The sequence below is a fragment of the Mesorhizobium sp. 1B3 genome, from assembly GCF_050958605.1.
In the GTDB taxonomy this organism is placed as follows: domain Bacteria; phylum Pseudomonadota; class Alphaproteobacteria; order Rhizobiales; family Rhizobiaceae.
Genome location: NZ_JBJHDO010000001.1, coordinates 532,158 through 550,355, shown reverse-complemented (window position 1 = coordinate 550,355; position 18,198 = coordinate 532,158). Strand labels below are relative to the sequence as shown.

Annotated in this window: 18 protein-coding genes; 5 read left to right on the top strand and 13 right to left on the bottom strand. The window is 63.8% G+C overall.

The window, feature by feature from the left end:
* Positions 1-53 precede the first annotated feature (53 nt).
* The 3 genes from tdh to ACCO56_RS02540 form a co-directional block, all read right to left on the bottom strand.
* The gene (tdh, locus tag ACCO56_RS02550) at positions 54-1,088 is read right to left on the bottom strand and encodes an L-threonine 3-dehydrogenase (protein ID WP_433637309.1); all 1,035 of its coding nucleotides are present in this window, start codon (positions 1,086-1,088) and stop codon (positions 54-56) included.
* Between the two features lie 59 nt (positions 1,089-1,147).
* Complete coding sequence (locus ACCO56_RS02545; protein ID WP_433637307.1) at positions 1,148-2,338, bottom strand: glycine C-acetyltransferase; 1,191 nt, start codon at positions 2,336-2,338, stop codon at positions 1,148-1,150.
* Between the two features lie 80 nt (positions 2,339-2,418).
* Positions 2,419-3,621 carry an acyl-CoA dehydrogenase gene (locus ACCO56_RS02540; RefSeq protein ID WP_433637305.1) on the bottom strand — a complete coding sequence of 401 codons (1,203 nt, stop codon included), beginning with the start codon at positions 3,619-3,621 and terminating at the stop codon, positions 2,419-2,421.
* A 155-nt stretch (positions 3,622-3,776) separates the two neighbouring features.
* Between ACCO56_RS02540 and ACCO56_RS02535 the strand changes: the two genes are divergently transcribed.
* The 5 genes from ACCO56_RS02535 to ACCO56_RS02515 all read left to right on the top strand — a co-directional run bounded on the left by ACCO56_RS02535 (position 3,777) and on the right by ACCO56_RS02515 (position 7,842).
* The gene (locus tag ACCO56_RS02535; RefSeq protein ID WP_433637303.1) at positions 3,777-4,664 is read left to right on the top strand and encodes an alpha/beta hydrolase family protein; all 888 of its coding nucleotides are present in this window, start codon (positions 3,777-3,779) and stop codon (positions 4,662-4,664) included.
* Positions 4,665-4,824: 160 nt separating this feature from the next.
* The gene (queF, locus tag ACCO56_RS02530; protein WP_433637301.1) at positions 4,825-5,286 is read left to right on the top strand and encodes a preQ(1) synthase; all 462 of its coding nucleotides are present in this window, start codon (positions 4,825-4,827) and stop codon (positions 5,284-5,286) included.
* Between the two features lie 132 nt (positions 5,287-5,418).
* Positions 5,419-7,278: a DNA mismatch repair endonuclease MutL gene (mutL, locus tag ACCO56_RS02525; protein ID WP_433637300.1), complete on the top strand. Its 1,860-nt coding sequence runs from the start codon at positions 5,419-5,421 to the stop codon at positions 7,276-7,278.
* 77 nt (positions 7,279-7,355) lie between these two features.
* Complete coding sequence (locus ACCO56_RS02520) at positions 7,356-7,589, top strand: DUF2093 domain-containing protein (RefSeq protein ID WP_433638311.1); 234 nt, start codon at positions 7,356-7,358, stop codon at positions 7,587-7,589.
* A gap of 67 nt (positions 7,590-7,656) precedes the next feature.
* Positions 7,657-7,842, top strand: a complete 186-nt coding sequence (locus ACCO56_RS02515; RefSeq protein ID WP_433637298.1) for a hypothetical protein — start codon at positions 7,657-7,659, stop codon at positions 7,840-7,842.
* A gap of 62 nt (positions 7,843-7,904) precedes the next feature.
* Here the strand turns inward: ACCO56_RS02515 and ACCO56_RS02510 are convergent, their stop codons facing one another.
* The 10 genes from ACCO56_RS02510 to ACCO56_RS02465 form a co-directional block, all read right to left on the bottom strand.
* Positions 7,905-8,345 (bottom strand): DUF2267 domain-containing protein, encoded by a 441-nt coding sequence (locus ACCO56_RS02510; protein ID WP_433637296.1) that lies wholly within the window; start codon positions 8,343-8,345, stop codon positions 7,905-7,907.
* Positions 8,346-8,590: 245 nt separating this feature from the next.
* Entirely contained in the window at positions 8,591-9,619 is a 1,029-nt protein-coding gene (gene lpxK, locus ACCO56_RS02505) for a tetraacyldisaccharide 4'-kinase (protein WP_433637294.1), read from the bottom strand.
* Positions 9,620-9,634: 15 nt separating this feature from the next.
* Positions 9,635-10,957 carry a lipid IV(A) 3-deoxy-D-manno-octulosonic acid transferase gene (waaA, locus tag ACCO56_RS02500; protein WP_433637292.1) on the bottom strand — a complete coding sequence of 441 codons (1,323 nt, stop codon included), beginning with the start codon at positions 10,955-10,957 and terminating at the stop codon, positions 9,635-9,637.
* Positions 10,954-11,712, bottom strand: coding sequence for a lysophospholipid acyltransferase family protein (locus ACCO56_RS02495; RefSeq protein WP_433637290.1), 759 nt, complete (start codon positions 11,710-11,712; stop codon positions 10,954-10,956). Before ACCO56_RS02495 ends, waaA begins: the two co-directional genes overlap by 4 nt.
* Positions 11,713-11,746: 34 nt before the next feature.
* Positions 11,747-11,989 carry a DUF4170 domain-containing protein gene (locus ACCO56_RS02490; protein ID WP_433637289.1) on the bottom strand — a complete coding sequence of 81 codons (243 nt, stop codon included), beginning with the start codon at positions 11,987-11,989 and terminating at the stop codon, positions 11,747-11,749.
* A gap of 77 nt (positions 11,990-12,066) precedes the next feature.
* On the bottom strand, positions 12,067-12,873 hold the full coding sequence (locus tag ACCO56_RS02485) for a 3'(2'),5'-bisphosphate nucleotidase CysQ (RefSeq protein WP_433637287.1): 807 nt from the start codon (positions 12,871-12,873) through the stop codon (positions 12,067-12,069).
* Positions 12,860-14,203, bottom strand: a complete 1,344-nt coding sequence (locus tag ACCO56_RS02480) for a TldD/PmbA family protein (protein WP_433637285.1) — start codon at positions 14,201-14,203, stop codon at positions 12,860-12,862. The genes ACCO56_RS02485 and ACCO56_RS02480 overlap by 14 nt, the downstream gene beginning before the upstream one ends.
* A 263-nt stretch (positions 14,204-14,466) precedes the next feature.
* Positions 14,467-15,327: a patatin-like phospholipase family protein gene (locus ACCO56_RS02475; RefSeq protein ID WP_433637283.1), complete on the bottom strand. Its 861-nt coding sequence runs from the start codon at positions 15,325-15,327 to the stop codon at positions 14,467-14,469.
* A 5-nt stretch (positions 15,328-15,332) separates the two neighbouring features.
* Positions 15,333-16,685, bottom strand: coding sequence for a M16 family metallopeptidase (locus ACCO56_RS02470; RefSeq protein ID WP_433637281.1), 1,353 nt, complete (start codon positions 16,683-16,685; stop codon positions 15,333-15,335).
* Between the two features lie 9 nt (positions 16,686-16,694).
* Positions 16,695-18,083, bottom strand: a complete 1,389-nt coding sequence (locus tag ACCO56_RS02465; protein WP_433637279.1) for a M16 family metallopeptidase — start codon at positions 18,081-18,083, stop codon at positions 16,695-16,697.
* Positions 18,084-18,198: the final 115 nt, after the last annotated feature.

Sequence of the window (18,198 nt, the reverse complement as noted above, 5' to 3'; positions counted from 1 at the left end):
ATTCCTGGCGCAATTCTAGAAAATTTGCGCAGGGCCAGGGAAGCCAGCGCAGGCTACCAGTCCATCACCACCTTGCCGGAATTGCCGCTCTTCATGGCCTCGAAGCCGCTGATGTAGTCGTCGACGCCGATCCGATGGGTGATCAGACCGGAGACGTCGAGTGGCCCCTGCACGAGAGCGATCATTTTGTACCAGGTTTCGAACATCTCGCGGCCATAGATGCCCTTCAAGTGCAGCATCTTGAAGATGACCTTGTTCCAGTCGATCTCGAAGCCGGTCGGGGCGATGCCCAGAATGGCGATCTTGCCGCCATTGTTCATCGTGTCGATCATGTCCCGGAAGGCGGTTGCCGAGCCCGACATTTCCAGGCCTACGTCGAAGCCTTCCCGCATTCCTTCCTCGCGCATCACGTCGGCGAGCTTTTCCCGCGAGGCGTCGACCACGTGATGCACGCCGAGCTTGCGGGCAAGCGCGAGCCGCGTCGGGTTGATGTCGGTGATCACCACCTTGCGTGCGCCGACGCATTGCGCCACCAGCGCGCCCATGATGCCGATCGGTCCGGCGCCCGTGACGAGCACGTCCTCGCCGACGAGGTCGAAGGATAGGGCCGTGTGCACCGCATTTCCGAGCGGATCGAAGATCGCGGCGATCTCGTCCGGCACGTCGTCGGGAATCGGCACGACATTGTGCTGCGGCAGGACGAGATATTCGCCAAAAGCACCCGGCCGATTGACGCCGACGCCGAGCGTATTGCGGCAGAGATGCCCGCGGCCTGCACGACAATTGCGGCAGTGGCCACAGACTATGTGCCCTTCGCCCGAAACGCGTTGGCCGACCTTGTATTCGGTGACGGCGGAGCCGAAATCCGCGACAGTGCCGACGAATTCGTGGCCGGTGACCATCGGCACGGGGACGGTCTTCTGTGCCCACTGGTCCCAATTGTAGATATGGACATCCGTGCCGCAGATCGCGGTCTTCTTCACCTTGATGAGCACGTCGTTCGGGCCGATCTCCGGGACCGGCACCTCTTCCATCCATATGCCGGGCTCGGGTCTCGATTTCACGAGGGCCCGCATCATGTTGGACATCTTCGTCTCCTTATCCGGATCGGGAGGCGCGATCTATGCGCCAGATGTAAGAGCGAAGCTTACGAAATCACACCCAGTTCGCGGCCCACGCTGGCGAAGGCTTCGATCGCCCGATCGATGTCGGCAGGGGAATGGGCCGCCGACATCTGCGTCCTTATGCGCGCCTGTCCCTTGGGAACGACCGGGAAGCAGAAGCCGATCACATAAATGCCGTAGCCGAGCAGGCGCTCGGCCATTTGCTGCGCCAGGGTCGCCTCGCCCAGCATGACGGGAATGATCGGATGATCGGCGCCGGCGAGCTTGAAGCCGAGCTTCGTCATGCCGGAGCGGAAGCGCTCGGCGTTGCAATAAAGCCTCTCGCGAAGCCCGTCGCCTTGTCGGATCATCTCGAAAACTTTCAACGACGCGCCTGCGATGACCGGCGCCAAAGTATTCGAGAAGAGATACGGCCGCGACCGCTGGCGCAACCAGTCGACCACCTCGCGCTTGGCCGACGTGTAGCCGCCCGACGCGCCGCCGAGCGCCTTGCCGAGGGTACCGGTGATGATGTCGATCCGGCCTTCCACCCCGCAATATTCCGGCGAGCCACGCCCATGCCGGCCGACGAAGCCGACGGCATGGCTGTCGTCGACCATCACCATGGCGTCATATTTTTCGGCGAGATCACAGACTCCCCTCAGATTGGCGATGATGCCGTCCATGGAGAATACGCCGTCCGTTGCGATCAGTCGGAACCGGCAGTCGGAGGCTTCCTTCAGCCGCGCCTCGAGGTCGGCCATGTCGTTGTTGGCGTAGCGGTAGCGTCTCGCCTTGGAGAGCCGCACCCCGTCAATGATCGAGGCGTGGTTGAGCGCATCCGAGATGACGGCGTCCTCCTCGCCGAGCAGCGTTTCGAACAGGCCGCCATTGGCGTCGAAGCAGGAGGAGTAGAGAATCGTGTCCTCCATGCCGAGAAAATCGGAGATCGTCGCTTCGAGCTGCTTGTGCTCCTCCTGAGTGCCACAGATGAAGCGTACAGAGGCCATGCCGTAGCCATAACGGTCGAGCGCCGCCTTCGCGGCCGCAGCGAGTTCCTCGCTGTCGGCGAGGCCGAGATAATTGTTGGCGCAAAAGTTGAGAACCTCGCTGCTGTCCGCGACGGTGATCCGGGCCGACTGGGGCGAGGTGATGACGCGCTCCGACTTGTAGAGACCCGCGGATTTCAGGCCGTCGAGTTCGGAGGAGAGGTAGGCGAGAAACCTGGGGCTCATGGGAACCGTCCGTCAGCGGTGAATGGTGAATGGTGCGTGGCGCTCATTGCCATTCACCATTCCACCATTCACCGAGTTCTTCAGAAGAACGCCTGGAGCCCGGTCTGGGCACGGCCGAGGATCAGCGCATGGACGTCATGCGTGCCCTCATAGGTGTTGACCGTCTCTAGGTTCTGGGCATGGCGCATCACATGGTAGCCGATCTGGATACCGTTGCCGCCATGCATGTCGCGCGCCTGGCGGGCGATATCGAGCGCCTTGCCGCAATTGTTACGCTTGACGATCGAGATCATCTCCGGCGCGAACTTGCCCTCGTCCATCAGCCGCCCGACGCGCAGCGACGCCTGCAGCCCCAGCGCGATCTCCGTCTGCATGTCGGCAAGCTTCTTCTGGTAGAGTTGCGTGCCGGCCAGCGGCTTGCCGAACTGCTTGCGGTCGAGACCATATTGCCGCGCGCGGTGCCAGCAATCCTCGGCCGCGCCCATCGCGCCCCACGAGATGCCGTAGCGGGCCCGGTTCAAGCAGCCGAACGGTCCCTTCAAGCCCGCCACGTTGGGCAAGAGCGCCTCCTCGCCGACTTCGACGCCGTCCATCACCACCTCGCCGGTGATCGAGGCGCGCAGGGAGAGCTTTCCTTCGATCTTCGGCGCCGACAGCCCCGTCATGCCCTTGTCCAGCACGAAGCCGCGGATCTGTCCGTCATGCGCCGCCGACTTCGCCCAAACCACGAACACGTCGGCGATCGGCGCGTTGGAGATCCACATCTTGGAGCCCGTCAGCCGATAGCCGCCGGCCGTCTTCTCGGCCTTCGTCTTCATGCCGCCCGGGTCGGAGCCGGCATCCGGCTCGGTCAGCCCGAAGCAGCCGATCCACTCGCCTGAGGCGAGCTTAGGCAGATACTTGCGCCGCTGCTCCTCCGAGCCATAGGCATGGATCGGATGCATGACCAGCGACGACTGCACGCTCATCATCGAGCGGTAGCCGGAATCGACGCGCTCAACCTCGCGCGCCACCAGCCCGTAGGACACATAACCGGCGCCGGCGCCGCCATATTCCTCCGGAATGGTCACGCCGAGCAGGCCGGCCGCACCCATCTCGCGGAAGATCTCCGGATCGGTCTTCTCCTGAAGATAGGCCTCTTCTACCCGCGGCAACAGCTTGTCGGTGGCAAACGTCGCCGCCGCGTCGCGGATCAGCCGCTCGTCTTCATCGAGCTGGTCCTCCAGCAAGAAAGGATCGTTCCAAACGAAGGAGGAGGCCGCCGCCTTTTTTTCGATGTTCATTCCGTGTTCCGATATGTTTGCTCGATGGGACATTTTAGGCCGGGAAAGGAAGGAGGAGAAAGGCTTTTCTCTGCATGCAACGAAAGCGGCGATCTCTTGCGCGGGCCAACGGCTGTGTTACCCATTCCCGCGGGGGGAGTTTCCGGAGGAAACCTATGCCACGCCTTATGTCGTGCCTTGTCGCTGCAGCGGCTCTGATGGTCGCTACTGTGGGCGCCCGCGCAGCCGAGAAGACCGTCGACTTCACCGTCGACGGTCAGAAGATCATCGGCACGCTCAACTTGCCGGACGGAGTCGCCAATCCCCCGGTCGTGCTTCTCCTCCACGGCTTCACCGGCAGCCGCGACGAACTGGAGATTCCGGCGGCCAAGGAAGGTATCTTCAAACGCGCCGCCCGTATGTGGGCGGAAAAGGGCATCGCCAGCCTGCGCATCGACTTTCGCGGCAGCGGCCAGAGCGACGGCAAGTTCGAGGACACCACGCTGACAGGCCAAGTGAAGGATGCGCTTGCCGCTCTCGATTTCCTGGCTGCCGGAAACGAAGTCGACGAAGACAGGATGGCGCTTGTCGGCTGGAGCATGGGCGGCGCCGTGGCATCCGCCGTTGCCGCGCGGTCGGATCACGACCTTACCTCGGTATCGCTCTGGGCGCCCGGCACCAACATGCCCGCGGCGATCGCGCTGCTGCTCGGTCCGGACGTTGTCAAGCAAGGACTTGCCAGTGCCGACAAGCCCGTAACCGCCAAGCTGCCTTGGGGTGCGGAAGTAGCCCTTAAGAAAGGTTTCTTCGAAAGCCTTTATGCGATCGATCCCGTGGCGGAAATCGCCGAATATGACGAGCCGTTGCTTGTGGCGGTCGGCACGAAGGACGACGTGGTCTTCCCGCAGCCGCTGGCTGGCCAGATCCTGCTTGACTACCATGAAGGCCCCGAGGAATTGTGGGTGCAACCCATGGACCATGCCTTCAACGCGTTTCAAGGAACCGAGATGGTCGACGCCCTGATCGCCAAGACCGGGGATTTCATAGCGGCTGGGATGAAGTAGCTGCGCTTGCTGCGGATGGCCGCCTTGCGTTCTTGCTGCGGCCCCGCGAGCCTTCCAGGCCGACCGCACTGTCTGATGCTCGACGACGATCCTCTGGAGAGGAGGATCGCACGGTTCATGGTCTTTCTGTTGCCCATAAAGAGGTCTATGACCGACACCCATGAGTGCTATCGAAAATCTTACACAGCTCGGCTCTCGGGTGGAAACGCCCGCTGCGCCGGAAGACGCCGTTCTCGAGACAGTGCCTTTCACGCGTGGCGACGGCCCACCGGCGATCGTTCGTTTCACTTGCCCGGAATTCACCTCGCTCTGCCCGGTCACCGGCCAGCCGGACTTTGCCCATCTGGTGATCGACTACGCACCCGATGCCAGTCTGGTGGAATCCAAGTCGCTGAAGCTCTTCCTGACTTCCTTCCGTAATCACGGCGCATTCCATGAGGACTGCACGATCATGATCGCGAGACGCATCGTCGCCGCTACCAAGCCGCTATGGCTCCGCATTGCCGGCTACTGGTATCCGCGCGGGGGTATCCCCATCGACGTGTTCTGGCAGACCGGTGCGCCACCGGAGGGCGCGTGGTTGCCCGAGACTGGCGTGCCGCCCTATCGCGGGCGCGGCTGACGATCAGGGGCCGCCTCGCGCACGCTCGGTCTCGTTCCACAACCGAATGCGCGCCTTGGCTTACGCCTGTTTGGCTTCTACCGTTGCCGGAAAAACCGTGGGATACCTTTCCGAATCCCGCTAGAATAGCGCATGCCTATTCGTCAGCTTTCCGAAACGGTCATCAACCAGATCGCCGCCGGCGAGGTCATCGAACGCCCGGCCAGCGTGGTCAAGGAACTGGTGGAGAATGCGCTTGACGCAGGCGCGCACCACGTCGAGATCACGACGGCCGGCGGCGGGCTGACCCTCGTCCGCGTCACCGACGACGGCTCGGGGATGCCGGAAGAGGAACTCGCTCTCGCCATCGGCAGGCATTGCACCTCAAAGCTTTCCGACGACATCCATGACATCCGCTCGCTCGGCTTCCGGGGCGAGGCACTGCCGTCGATCGGCTCGGTCGGGCGGCTCACGGTGCGCTCGCGCCCGGCTGCTGCCGCAGGTGGCGCTGAAATTCGCGTGGATGGCGGCAGGATCGTCGGCCCTCGCCCGGCCGGAGCCAACCGCGGCACCCTCGTCGAGGTGCGCGACCTGTTCTTCGCCACGCCGGCGCGACTTAAATTCATGAAGGGCGAAAGGGCCGAGGCGACAGCCATATCGGACATCGTCAAGCGCATCGCCATCGCCTTCCCCGCGGTCCGCTTCACGCTCTCCGGCAGTGACCGCACGACGCTCGATCTCCCTTCCACCGGCGGTGGGCCGGAAGGCAGGAAGGCGCGCATTGCCCAGGTGCTGGGCGATGAGTTCTCCGACAACTCGTTGGCGATCGAAGCTGTGCGGGAAGGTGTGCATCTCACGGGACAAGTCTCGATCCCATCCTTCACGCGCGCCAACGCGCTGCAGCAATATGCCTATGTCAACGGCCGTCCGGTGCGCGACAAGCTGATCGCCGGTGCGATCCGAGGCGCCTTCGCCGACGTCCTGCCACGCGATCGCCACGCAGTCACGGCGCTTTTCCTGTCGCTCGATCCGGCGACTGTCGATGTCAACGTGCACCCGGCCAAGGCCGATGTGCGCTTCCGCGATCCGGGCCTCGTACGCGGTCTCATCATCGGGGCGATCCGCGAAGCATTGGCCGCGTCCGGAATCCGCCCCGCGACCACAGGCGCGGCCGCGATGGTGGGCGCGTTCCGTCCCGGACAAACGAGCTACGGCCACGCCGGTCCTGCCAATGGCCACCGAACGTTCCACGCCGGCTTCCGGGCAGCCGCGCCCTCAGGTTTCGATCTGTCGCGCTCGCCAAGTCGCCCACTCGATGCCGAGACCGTGGCGCCCGGCTTTGAGGAAATGGTGCAAGCCAGTTTCGACACCGGGCCTCTGGCCAGCGCCGACGCGCGCGCTGGCCTTGGCGAAGTCGCACAGGAGCTGCTCGCCACGCCGCTTGGCGCAGCCCGCGCCCAGGTCCACCAGAACTATATCGTCGCGCAGACGCAGGATTCACTCGTTATCGTCGACCAGCACGCCGCGCATGAACGTCTCGTCTATGAAGCGCTGAAGCAGGCTCTCGCTTCACGTCCGGTGCCGGCTCAAATGCTTCTACTGCCGGAAATCGTCGACCTTCCCGAAGACGACGCCGAACGTCTCGCCATGCATGCGCAAACGCTGAAGCGCTTCGGCCTCGGGCTAGAGCGTTTCGGTCCAGGCGCCGTCGCAGTGCGTGAGACCCCGGCAATGCTCGGCGAGACGAACGTACAGGCGCTGGTGCGCGACCTCGCCGACGAGATCGCCGAGCACGACACGGTGGATACGCTGAAGGAGCGGCTCGACGCAATTGCCGCTACCATGGCTTGCCATGGTAGCGTCCGCTCCGGCAGACAGTTGAGGCCTGAGGAGATGAACGCCCTGCTGCGCCAGATGGAAGCCACGCCCGGCTCGGGGACGTGCAACCATGGACGGCCAACCTATATCGAGCTCAAGCTCGCCGATATCGAGCGCCTGTTCGGACGCAGGTGAGCGCAGCTATGGAAAGGCAGGTATGCCTCGGCACTGCCTTGACCTTGCCTTGGATTTATGGCCGATGAGACGCCATGATGATGAACCGCTTTGAAGGCCCAGGGGCACGCGAGGCCCGCATCCGCTACCTCGACGGCGATTTCCAGGTGACCAGCCCGGGGGCCTTCGTGCGCTGCGCTGTCACCGGCGAATCCATTCCGCTCGATGAACTCAAATATTGGAGCGTCGCGCGCCAGGAAGCCTATGCGAACGCGACGATTTCGCTTCAGCGCGAACTCGAAGCCAATCCGGACCTGCGCAAACGGGGTTAGGACCCGCGCCAGATCGCGCTGTGGGGCTTTACTGCGGCAAGGGCCGCGGAGGTTGAGCTAAGCTAAGATGTCCAAGACGCTTGCCGACCTGATCGATCAAAACGGCAACCCCACCGTAGTGGTGGTAGCGCATGTCACGCATCTGACCGTTGCGGACACACGCCGAACGATGGTCCACTTCACCGGGCGTGGCGAAATAATCGTTGAAGGCTCCATCTCCGAGGTCGCCGCGAAGCTCTGGCCCACGGGCTGACACCTGCAGGGCGTCGCTTCAAATGCGACGCGCGCACTTTCGGAAGCCATGCCTAATGGAGCTCAGGCCGAGAGCTGTTCCCGCCAATGAACCTGCATCTCAGTAGGCAACTGTCCGAGGACCTTCTCGATCAGACCCGGTGACAACTTCCGCTCCAGCAGGCGGAAAACACATTGCGCCGCATGGTTGGGATCTATCTCGGGATGGCCCCGTGCGCGCTGTCGCACGTCGTCGACGAACTGACCGGGCGTTTGAAGGTCATTCGGTGTAGCCGCCGGCTTCCATCCGTCGAAAAAGATGCCGGCCAGCATGGCAGGGAACTGCGCGGCCAAGTGGGCTGCCATGTCGACGGTCAGACGGTCCCGCAGCGCGTGCAGCACCGCCCGCAAGGCTCCATAGGCCTGGTCCGCCGTCTTGAGCTTCATGTCCTCTCTCAGTTCGTTCAGCCATATGTCCGTTTCCTGAACGCTGCGGCTCAATATTTCCGGGCGCTTCTCGCTCATGAGAGATCTCCTTCCTGTCTGGTCCGGCTACGAGCGTCGGTGGCGAGGCTCTCAAAGCTGGCGCAGAACTTCCGGAGCGATGTCGATTTTTTTCTGCGCCTCCCCGGCGCCTCTGCACGGTAAGAGTAGCCTGTTCCTAACCTGAGACCGGTCCGCGCTTGGTGGTCCAACTTTTCGAGGTGAGAATGGTTCCGGGCTCGCCGCAGAGCACACCAGCCGAACGGAGCAGGAATGGTCAGGCTGGTTTAGCGCTGCGTCCGCCGCCTCCAGGTGGCAAGCGTGTCGGCGATGATGCGCTCGGGCACGTGGCCGAGATCGAACACCGCATCGATTTCGAGCAGAACCAGCCTTTTCAGGAACGATTGCGCCACCGTGGTGCCGTGCCTGAGCCGCACGGCGTCCTTCGCGGTGGTGATCATTTCAAGCTCGTCCTTTTCGGCCAGCCACGAAAGCTCCTCGAAATCCTCTTTCGTGAACGCATGATGGTCCGGGAAAGGGCGTGTCCGCACGACCTCGCCACCGGCAGCGCGCACCGTATCGAAGAATTTCTCGGGATGCCCGATCCCCGCGAAAGCAAGGAAGCGCCGGCCTGCGAGCGCTTCGGGGTTGCGCGGGCACGCGAAGGCCTCGAAAACCGGTTTGTTAGCACGGGACGCCATGCGGATAACAGTATCGGCTGCATCCCCCCGGCCCATCTTCAGCAGGGCGTCGGCGAGACGCAATTGCGCCAGCAGGGGCGCGCGCACCGGCCCGCCCGGAATGACGTGCCCGTTGCCCAGACCGCGCCTGCCATCGACCACGAGCAGCGCGTAGTCGATGTGGATACGCGCGCTCTGGAAACCGTCGTCCATGATCAGGAAATCGCAGCCGCGTTCGATGAGCAATCTGGCGCCCGCCGCGCGGTCAGGCGTTACCGCCACCGGTCCATGCTCGGCAAGCAGCAGGGGCTCATCGCCGACATGACGGGCGCTGTCGTGGGAAGGGTCGACCACATGCGGTTGCGAAAAGCTGCCACCATGGCCGCGTGAGAGGAAGCCGGGTTTCAGTCCCATGCGCAGGGCCTGATCGGCCAGCGCGATCGCCACAGGGGTCTTGCCCGTCCCGCCGACAGTGAAGTTGCCGACGCACAGCACCGGCACTGCCACCTTCTCTCGCTTGCCCGCCACCATGCGGCGCCGCGCCACTGCGCCGTAGATCGCCGAGAACGGATAGAGCACGCGGGCGCGCCAGTCCGGTCGCTCCCACCAGAACGGGGGGGCTTCGCTAGCGGCCATCCCCATCTCCCATGGTCAACGCCCGTTCCCGTTGCTCTGCCGGAGGCGGGACTGGACGCTGAGCGGATGAAGAAAGGGCTCCAGCACCTTCAGGGTCTTGGCGAGCGCGCCACGCATATCCTCCACGGTGGCCGCTCCCGCTTGCATCATCCGCTGGCGGGTCTCGGGATTCTTCAGGAGGAAATTGACCGCCCCCGCCAGCATGTCGCGATCCTTCACCAGCTTGGCTCCGCCGGCGTCGATCAGCCGCTGATAGGCCTCTCGGAAGTTTTGTACATTGGTTCCGGCAAGTACAGCCGTGTTGAGCATGGCGGGCTCCAGCGGATTCTGCCCACCCTCGGCGGTGAGCGAGCGACCGACAAAGGCGATTTCGGTCAGCCTGAGATAGAGCCCCATCTCGCCAATGGTGTCCCCGAGCAGGATGTCGGTGTCCGGCCGGACCGGATCGCCCAGACTGCGCCGCGCCACGTTCAGGCCGGCCGCGACGAACTGCTCGACAAGCGCCTCGGCACGTTCGGGATGGCGCGGCACGATAATGGTCAGAAGGTCCGGATGGCGCGGCCTGAGCAGCCCGTGGATCTCTGCCACCAGCTTCTCCTCGCCCTCATGGGTCGAAACCGCCGCCCAGGTCTTGCGCTGGGCGATTTGGGCCCTCAACTGCATCAACGCTTTTTCGTCGGCGCGCGGCGGATCTGTGTCGACCTTGAGATTGCCCGAAACGGTCACAGGCCGCGCACCGAGCGTCGCGAACCGCTCACCGTCGACGTCGGATTGGGCGATGACATGCGCCAGGTTCTCGAACAGCGCCTCGGCCAGGAAGGCACGCTTCTTCCACGACTTGAACGACCGATCGGAAAGCCTGCCATTGACCAAAACCTGCGGAACACGACGCGCGCCGAGTTCGAGGATGGTCATCGGCCACAACTCGGATTCGGCGATGATGGCCAGATCCGGCTGCCAGTGGTCGAGGAAGTTGCTCACTGCGGGCTTGAGGTCGAGCGGGACGTATTGGTGGATGACGCGATTGCCGAAGCGCCTGTCCGCGACCTGCGCAGATGTCACCGTTCCCGTCGTCAGCACCACATGAATACCGAAACCGAGGATGCGCTCGATGAGCGGCGCGACCGCATTGGTCTCGCCGACGCTGGCGGCATGCACCCAAACCAGGGGGCCTTCGGGCCGGGACTTGCGGCTGATGCCATAGCGCTCGCGACGGCGGCTGCGGTCCTCCTTCCCTTTGCTGGCGCGCCAGGCGACATAGCCGCCGATCATCGGATAGGCGGCGGCGCCCGCCCATCGGTATGTCGTCAGGATCGCGCGCGCCCAGCGTTCACTCATCGGACACCATCGACCAGCCCGTAGGCCTTCTCGGTCGCCCGATTGAGAGATGCGGTGACTTCCCGACGCTTCCTCTCCATTTCCGCGGCATCGGCGTCCGGCGCGACGTGTATCGGCTCGCCGAAGATCAAGGCGGATCGGCCGAATGGCAGGTTGATGGTGGTCTTGTCCCAACTCCTCTCGAGCACCTTGCGACGGCTTGTCGCGATGGCCGCAGGGATGATCGGACGCCCTGACAGCCGTGCCAACGTGACGATGCCGAGCCCGGCTTCGCGCGGCGTGCCGTTGGGGATGTCGGCGATCATCGCGACATTCTTGTTGGCCGAGAGCGCCCGCTTCAGAAGGATGAGCGCGCGTGCGCCACCCTTGTCGCGATGGTCGGTATCCTCGCGCCCTCCAGAGCCCCTGACGACCTCGAAGCCGAGCTTTTGCGCGACAAGCGCGTTCAGCTCGCTATCCGCGCTGCGTGAAAACATCGCCACGAGAGGCATCCGGCGAGCCCGGAATGCGGGCGCGGCTAGATGCTGGCCATGCCATAGCCCGATGATCGCGGGCTTATGATTGTCGTGCGGCCAGCCGGGATCGAACGAACCGGCGGCAGGCGGGTTTGTCCAGCGAATGATCCTTATCGCACCGGCAAGCAGCGAGGCGAGCGCGTTCTTGACGAAACGCGATCGTGCGAGCGGCTTGCGTATCCGGCGCCAGAGTGCCTTCACCGGTCTCGGCCTGGGCGCGGGTTCTTCAGCGGACTGCATGAGCGGCGCGCCTGTGGGTTGCTGCCCCATCGTCTCAGCCCGCCTTGCCTCCGGGTTCGAGCAGCCGATGAAGATGGACGACGAAGTAGCGCATATGCGCGTTGTCCACGGTCGCCTGGGCCTTTGCCCGCCACGCCGCCTCGGCCGACTTGTAGTCGGGGAAGATGCCGACAATGTCGAGCTGATCAAGGTCGCGGAATTCGATGTCGCCCAGCTTCTTCAATTCGCCCCCGAAAACGAGGTGCAGCAATTGTTTCTTGGCTTCTTGTTCGGCCATGCGCGTCTGATCCGTCTTCTCAAGAGGTGGGCAGATGATTAGATCAAATTGACGAAATTTGAAACCGCTTCCTGTCGTCACCCAGGGATAGCGGCGATCATCGCAGCCAGCCTGTCGACCAGCGTTCCGCTGCCGGCGATCAGGGCGCCATGACGCGGATCTTCTCGGGCGTAATGCAGTTCGCTTCCCCGCACGTCGACCAGTCTTCCGCCGGCCTCGCGCAGGATGAGGTCGGCCGCGGCTATGTCCCAGTCATGCGCATTGGGCTTCACGAAGGTGGCATCGAGCTCACCACTCGCCACCATGGCGACCCGATAGGCCAGCGATGGGACATACGGCCCGCGCCGGAAGCTCGCCGGCCAGCCGCCGGACGCCTGGTCGAGCAAGGCCTTCGGCCCCGCCACGAGCGGCGTTTCGCTATGCGGAGCGACCGTGACGGGAGATCCATTCCTGAACGCGCCTTTGCCCACCGCCGCCTCGAAGATCTCGCCGCGCGCCGGGCAGTCGAGGACGCCGGTCAGCGGCACGCCACTGTCGACCACGGCGATGCTGACGCACCATGTGGAATTCCCCTCCAGGAAGGCTCGGGTGCCGTCGATCGGATCGACGACGAAGGTGCGCCGGGCGGCGAGACGCGCGGGCGAATCAGCCGTTTCCTCGGAGAGCCAGCCATAATCGGGCCGTGCGGCGGTCAACGTCTCGCGCAGGTAACGATCGACGGCATAATCCGCTTCGCTGACCGGTGAATGGCCGCCTTTCAGCCATCTCTCGGGATTGCGCTGGAAATAGCGCATGGCGATCTCACCGCCCGCGCGCGCGGCATTGCGGATAAGTTCCAGATCGCCGTCCTCGTCGGCCGGGCGGACCGCTTCAGCTGCCGGCAAGGGTCATCCCTTCGATGAGAAGCGTTGGCGCGGCCGTGCCGAAATTACGGTCGAGATCATTGGCGGGAGTCATGTTCAGAAACATGTCCTTGAGATTCGACGCAATCGTGACCTCGGAGACCGGATAGGCCAGCTCGCCGTTCTCGATCCAGAAACCGGAGGCGCCGCGGCTGTATTCGCCCGTCACCATGTTGACGCCCTGTCCGAAGACCTCCGTCACATAGAAGCCGCTCTTCAGCGAGCGTATCAGCTCCTCGGGACTCTGCTTGCCGGGTTCTATGGCAAGATTGGTGGACGTAGGCGAGACCGACGAAGCGGCACGGACGCCGCGCCCATTGGTCTCGAGGCCGAGTTCGCGCGCTGCCGAAGTGGACAGGAACCAGTGCTTCAACACGCCGTCCTCGACCATCGACAGTCTCGTGCCCTCGACACCTTCCCCGTCGAAGGGACGGGAGGACGATCCGCGTACGCGAAGCGGGTCGTCGGTAACCGTCACGCCCTTCGCGGACACTTGCTTGCCCATCATGTCGCGCAGGAAGCTCGTCCGCCGTGCGACCGACGCCCCGTTGATCGCGCCGGCCAAATGGCCGGCAATGCCGCGCGCCACGCGCGGATCGTAGACGACGTTCACCGCCCCCGTCCTCGCCTTGCGGGCATTGAGCCGCTTCACGGCGCGTTCGCCGGCGTTGCGGCCGATTGTTTCGGGGGAATCGAGATCGGCGAAGTGCAGCCGCGAGGAGAAATCGTAGTCGCGCTCCATGCCGGTACCTTCGCCGGCAATGGCGCTCACCGAACCGGAGAAGCGCGTGGCCACATAGTGCCCGAGAAAGCCATGGGAGGTGGCTAGGACCAGTCCGCCGAGCCCGGCGCTGGCGCCGCTTCCTCCCGAATTGGTGACACCCTCGACCGCAAGGGCAGCCGACTCGGCCGCGAGCGCAGCCTCCTTCAGTGTCTCCGCCGACACCGGCGTCGCGTCGAACAGGTCGAGATTGCGGATCGACGTCGCCAGCCGGCCGGGATCGGCAAGACCCTGGAACGGGTCCTCGGGCGAAACCCTCGCCATGGCGACGGCGCGCTCTGCAAGCGCGGCGGGATCGGAACTGGCCGTGGCCGACACGCTCGCCACCCTTTGCCCGACAAAGACACGCAGCGAGACATCCTCGCTCTCGGACGCCTCCGTGGCTTCGACCTTTCCGAGCCGTACCGAGACGCTTGTCGAGCGCCCCAGCATGGCGACGGCGTCGGCGGCATCGGCACCGGCCTTGCGCGCGGCTTCGACAAGAGCCGACACACGGTCGGCGAGCTTCCCTGTGTCGATGGTATTGGTCATCCTGCTCTCTGCATCTTGGCTGGCACGGCGTGCCCCGCACCATCTATTGTTCCGTCCCGGCTTGTGCAATGGGTAGCCCTACCTGACCGGGCAGAAGGACACGCAGCCAGGAACTTTCCGAAGTGGGTATTTCACCATCCAAGGTGTCCTCCCAGAATGTGTGAACGCGATAGACGAATTCGCGTGAAGAGATGTCCGGCAGGACAGGGAACTCGCGACCGGTCAAAGACCAACGCCCATGGTATCAGTGCTATCCCGCTATTTCACGCATGCAGCTTCCGCCGCGCGGCGATAGCCTCGTCGACGGCCCGTTTCAACTCGTCCTTGATCGCCACGGTCTCGGCCAGCACCGCCTCGACCTTGAGGAAATCCAGCGCGCGGAACCGCGACACCGGTGGGCGCAGAAGGATATCGGGGTGCCTTGCCCTCAGCTTCGTGGCGATGATCGACTGCATCATGAGCTGGGTCGCGCCGAACATCAGGTCGATCGATGTCGGGTGGCTGCCGGAAATCTCTTCCGGCCATCCGACGACGTCGATCGCAATGACGATGTCGGCCACACCTTCCAGGAGATCGAACGGGACAGGGTTGTAGATGCCGCCATCGATCAGCAGTCGCCCGCCTCGTCGCACGGGACGGAAGACCGCGGGTATCGCAGCCGAGGCGGCAAGGGCGGACGAGAGGTCGCCTTGCTCCAAGACGGCCAGCTCATGGCCGAAATAATCGGTGGCCGTCACCCTCAACGGGATGCGGAGATCGGCGAAGCGCGCCGGTATGGCCTCCGGAAGAAACGCCTTCAGGATGCGCTCGACGTTGAATTGGCTGATGCGCAGGCCGCCATTCATCATCTCGCCGATGCTGGAGGGTCGCGCCTTCCACATGCGGCTCGCCACCTCGGCCCGATGGCCAAGAACGTCGCGCGCGTAGGTGTGAATGTCCCTGCCGGTCATGCCCGCGGCCATGCCCGCGCCCATGATGGCGCCGATCGAGGAGCCGGCGATGAAGACGGGTCGTATGCCCAATTCGTCAAGCGCCTCGATCACATGGATGTGGGCAAGCCCTCTTGCGCCGCCGCCGCCGAAGGCTACCGCAAAGGTCGGGCTTGTAGCGCTGGGGGCGGTCATTGGGCTCAGCCTTTCGGCAGTTCCGGACCGACCACCATGACTGCGGGTTCGGCCGAGAGCAGCCGCTTCGCGGCCGCCCTCACCTCCTCCAATGTCACCGCCTCGATAAGACCGGACCGCCGCTGGATGTAGTCGATGCCGAGATCGTCGATCTGCAATTCGACGAGCGTTGACGCGATCGCGGTGGAAGAATCGAGATTATTGATCGCGTAGGCGCCGACCACATATTTCTTGGCGGCGTCCAATTCCGCCTGCGTCGGCCCCTGCTCGGCCATGCGTCTGACCTCCTCCTTGATGATGTCCAGCGTCTCGGCCGCGCGGTCGGAACGGGTCGCCGTGGAAATGACGAGGCTCGTCGAATATGCGCTGTTCACCAGGGACGACCAGATACCGTAAGCCAGGCCCCGCTTCTCACGGACCTCGGCGAAGAGGCGCGAAGTGAACGTGCCGCCGCCCAGGATGTGGTTCATCAGATAGGCTGCGAAGAATTGCGGATCGTTGCGCTCGATGCCGGGATAGGCAAGCTGAAGAGTCGTCTGCGGCAAGTCGTAGGGAACCCCGATTTCCTGGTCCAGCTTCGGGGAGACCTGAGAAACAGGGAGGAGATTCGGCGCTTCGGCCAATCCGCCAAACAGCCGATCGAGCTCGGCTTTGAGCGTCTCGGCGTCTATGGCGCCGACGACGCCGACCTTGAGATTGCCGCGTGCAAACTGCCTCTCATGAAACTGTCGCAGATCGTCCGGCGTGACCGTCGCGAGCGTCGCCTCAGTCCCTTCGTCGCGTCTGGCATAGGCATGGTCGCCATATAGGGCTTCGGACCAGGCGATCTGCGCTGCCGTCTGTGGATCCCGTGCCTTGCCGCGAATGCCGGAGACGATCTGGGAGCGGATGCGATCGACCGGCTCCGCGTCGAAGCGCGGCTTTTCGATCGCCAGCTTGAGCAGCCCCAGCGCTTCGTCCTTCTGGTCGGCCAGCATACGCATCGATCCATAAAAGGCGTCGCGACCGGCGTTGAAGCGCATCTCGGCGCCGGCATCGTCGAGCTTCGTCTGAAAGGCATCGCTGTCCAGGTCGCCTGCACCCTCGTCGAGCAGCCCCGACATCAGATTGGCAAGCCCTTCCTTCCCCCGAGGATCCTGCGTGCTGCCGCCTTCGAAAGCGAAACGGATGGTGACGATCGGTACGGTGTAGTCCTCGACAAGCCAGGCCGTCACACCGCCGGGCGACTTCACCTCCTGGATCGTAACCTCGGCACGAGCCGCAACGATGACGGGAAGGGTGAGGAACACGATCGACAGCAGGAGTACGGCGAAAGAGGGGACGACACGACGGTGCATCGAAGAAAAGTGAAACGTCATTGCCGCCCCTCAGTTTTGCGCCGTTTCGGGCGGCAGGAGATAGCCGGTGACCGAACGGTCGAGATCGAGATATTTCGCCGCCACGGCCTTCACCTGCTCAGCGGTCACCGCCCGCAACCTGTCGGGCCATGCGGCGATATCCTTCACCGTCCCGCCTGTGGTCAGGGTCGCGCCGTAGATGTTGGCGAGACCCTGGGCGCTGTCGCGCGCAAAGATCATCGACCGGAGATAACGCGTCCTGGCCCTTTCCAATTCCTCCTGGCTCACGCCGTCCGTGACGATCCTGCGGATCTCGGCGTCGACGGCCGACTGGACCTCGTCCAGGGTCGCCTCTCCGCGGGGCGCGCCATAGACCGTGAAGCTCGTATCGTCGAGCGACGTACCCGAATAGCCCGCGCCCGCCGACGACGCGATGCCGCGCTTCACCACCAGTTCCTGGTAAAGACGGCTGCGGGTACCCCCGCCGAGGATTTCCGAGAGAAGGTCGAGCGCCTCGGCCTCGCCATCCTGCGACGTCGTGTAGGACGGCACGACCCAGGATTGCTGAAAACTCGGCACGGTGACGCGCTCGTCGCGCAGCGTCACCGTGCGGCGCGTGTTCTGCTCCGGTTCCTGCGGTCTGACACGCGGCGGAAGAGCCGGCCCGCGCTCGACCTTGCCGTAGGTCTTCTCAGCGAGTTCCTTGACGGCCGCCGGATCGACGTCTCCTGCCACGATCAGCACCGCGTTGTTTGGAGCGTAGTACTTGTCATAAAAAGCTGTCGCATCGATGCGATTCAGCCGCTCCATCTCGTGCATCCACCCTATTACCGGGATGCGGTAGGGGTGGTTCTGGTAGAGCGTGGCGTCCACTTCCTCGGACAGAAGCGCGTCCGGATTGTTCTCGATACGCGAACGCCTTTCTTCCAGGATCACGTCGCGCTCGGGACCGATCACTTCGTCGGTCAAGACGAGGCCGCGCATGCGGTCAGCCTCATATTCCATCATCGTGCCCAGCGCATCGGGTGAGACAGTCTGGTAGTAGGCCGTGTAGTCGTAAGACGTGAAGGCGTTTTCGCTGCCGCCGATCTCGGCGACCTTCGCGCCGAATTCGCCGGCTGCGTGTTTCTTCGTGCCCTTGAACATCAGATGCTCGAAAAAATGGGCAATACCGGATTTGCCGGCCGGCTCGTCGGCGCTGCCGACCTTGTACCAAACCATCTGGGTGACGATCGGCGCGCGATGATCCGGGATAACGACGACTTCCAACCCGTTGTCGAGCTTGAAGTCGGTGACGCTGGGCGTCGCTCGTGCCGTCTCGGCCTGGGCGGCCGGGACCAGACCGACGCCGGCGACGACCACCAGGGCCGACGCCATGTTGCGCCATGCCCGGCTCGATCGATTGCCAAGTAACTTCATCTGTTCGCCCTGTGATTGATCCGGTGTGCTTATAGGCCGCCATCCCGGGCCAGGTAAGTTAATTCCGTGTCATCTGAAGCGGCAAACAAGGCCGAACTCGGGCGAAGCGGATATC

Excerpts from the sequence above, each read along its gene's own strand:
- tdh (WP_433637309.1), bottom strand. The coding sequence starts at position 1,088 with ATGTCCAACATGATGCGGGCCCTCGTGAAATCGAGACCCGAGCCCGGC.
- ACCO56_RS02545 (WP_433637307.1), bottom strand. The coding sequence starts at position 2,338 with ATGAGCCCCAGGTTTCTCGCCTACCTCTCCTCCGAACTCGACGGCCTG.
- ACCO56_RS02540 (WP_433637305.1), bottom strand. The coding sequence starts at position 3,621 with ATGAACATCGAAAAAAAGGCGGCGGCCTCCTCCTTCGTTTGGAACGAT.
- ACCO56_RS02535 (WP_433637303.1), top strand. The coding sequence starts at position 3,777 with ATGCCACGCCTTATGTCGTGCCTTGTCGCTGCAGCGGCTCTGATGGTC.
- queF (WP_433637301.1), top strand. The coding sequence starts at position 4,825 with ATGAGTGCTATCGAAAATCTTACACAGCTCGGCTCTCGGGTGGAAACG.
- mutL (WP_433637300.1), top strand. The coding sequence starts at position 5,419 with ATGCCTATTCGTCAGCTTTCCGAAACGGTCATCAACCAGATCGCCGCC.
- ACCO56_RS02520 (WP_433638311.1), top strand. The coding sequence starts at position 7,356 with ATGATGAACCGCTTTGAAGGCCCAGGGGCACGCGAGGCCCGCATCCGC.
- ACCO56_RS02515 (WP_433637298.1), top strand. The coding sequence starts at position 7,657 with ATGTCCAAGACGCTTGCCGACCTGATCGATCAAAACGGCAACCCCACC.
- ACCO56_RS02510 (WP_433637296.1), bottom strand. The coding sequence starts at position 8,345 with ATGAGCGAGAAGCGCCCGGAAATATTGAGCCGCAGCGTTCAGGAAACG.
- lpxK (WP_433637294.1), bottom strand. The coding sequence starts at position 9,619 with ATGGCCGCTAGCGAAGCCCCCCCGTTCTGGTGGGAGCGACCGGACTGG.
- waaA (WP_433637292.1), bottom strand. The coding sequence starts at position 10,957 with ATGAGTGAACGCTGGGCGCGCGCGATCCTGACGACATACCGATGGGCG.
- ACCO56_RS02495 (WP_433637290.1), bottom strand. The coding sequence starts at position 11,712 with ATGCAGTCCGCTGAAGAACCCGCGCCCAGGCCGAGACCGGTGAAGGCA.
- ACCO56_RS02490 (WP_433637289.1), bottom strand. The coding sequence starts at position 11,989 with ATGGCCGAACAAGAAGCCAAGAAACAATTGCTGCACCTCGTTTTCGGG.
- ACCO56_RS02480 (WP_433637285.1), bottom strand. The coding sequence starts at position 14,203 with ATGACCAATACCATCGACACAGGGAAGCTCGCCGACCGTGTGTCGGCT.
- ACCO56_RS02475 (WP_433637283.1), bottom strand. The coding sequence starts at position 15,327 with ATGACCGCCCCCAGCGCTACAAGCCCGACCTTTGCGGTAGCCTTCGGC.
- ACCO56_RS02470 (WP_433637281.1), bottom strand. The coding sequence starts at position 16,685 with ATGACGTTTCACTTTTCTTCGATGCACCGTCGTGTCGTCCCCTCTTTC.
- ACCO56_RS02465 (WP_433637279.1), bottom strand. The coding sequence starts at position 18,083 with ATGAAGTTACTTGGCAATCGATCGAGCCGGGCATGGCGCAACATGGCG.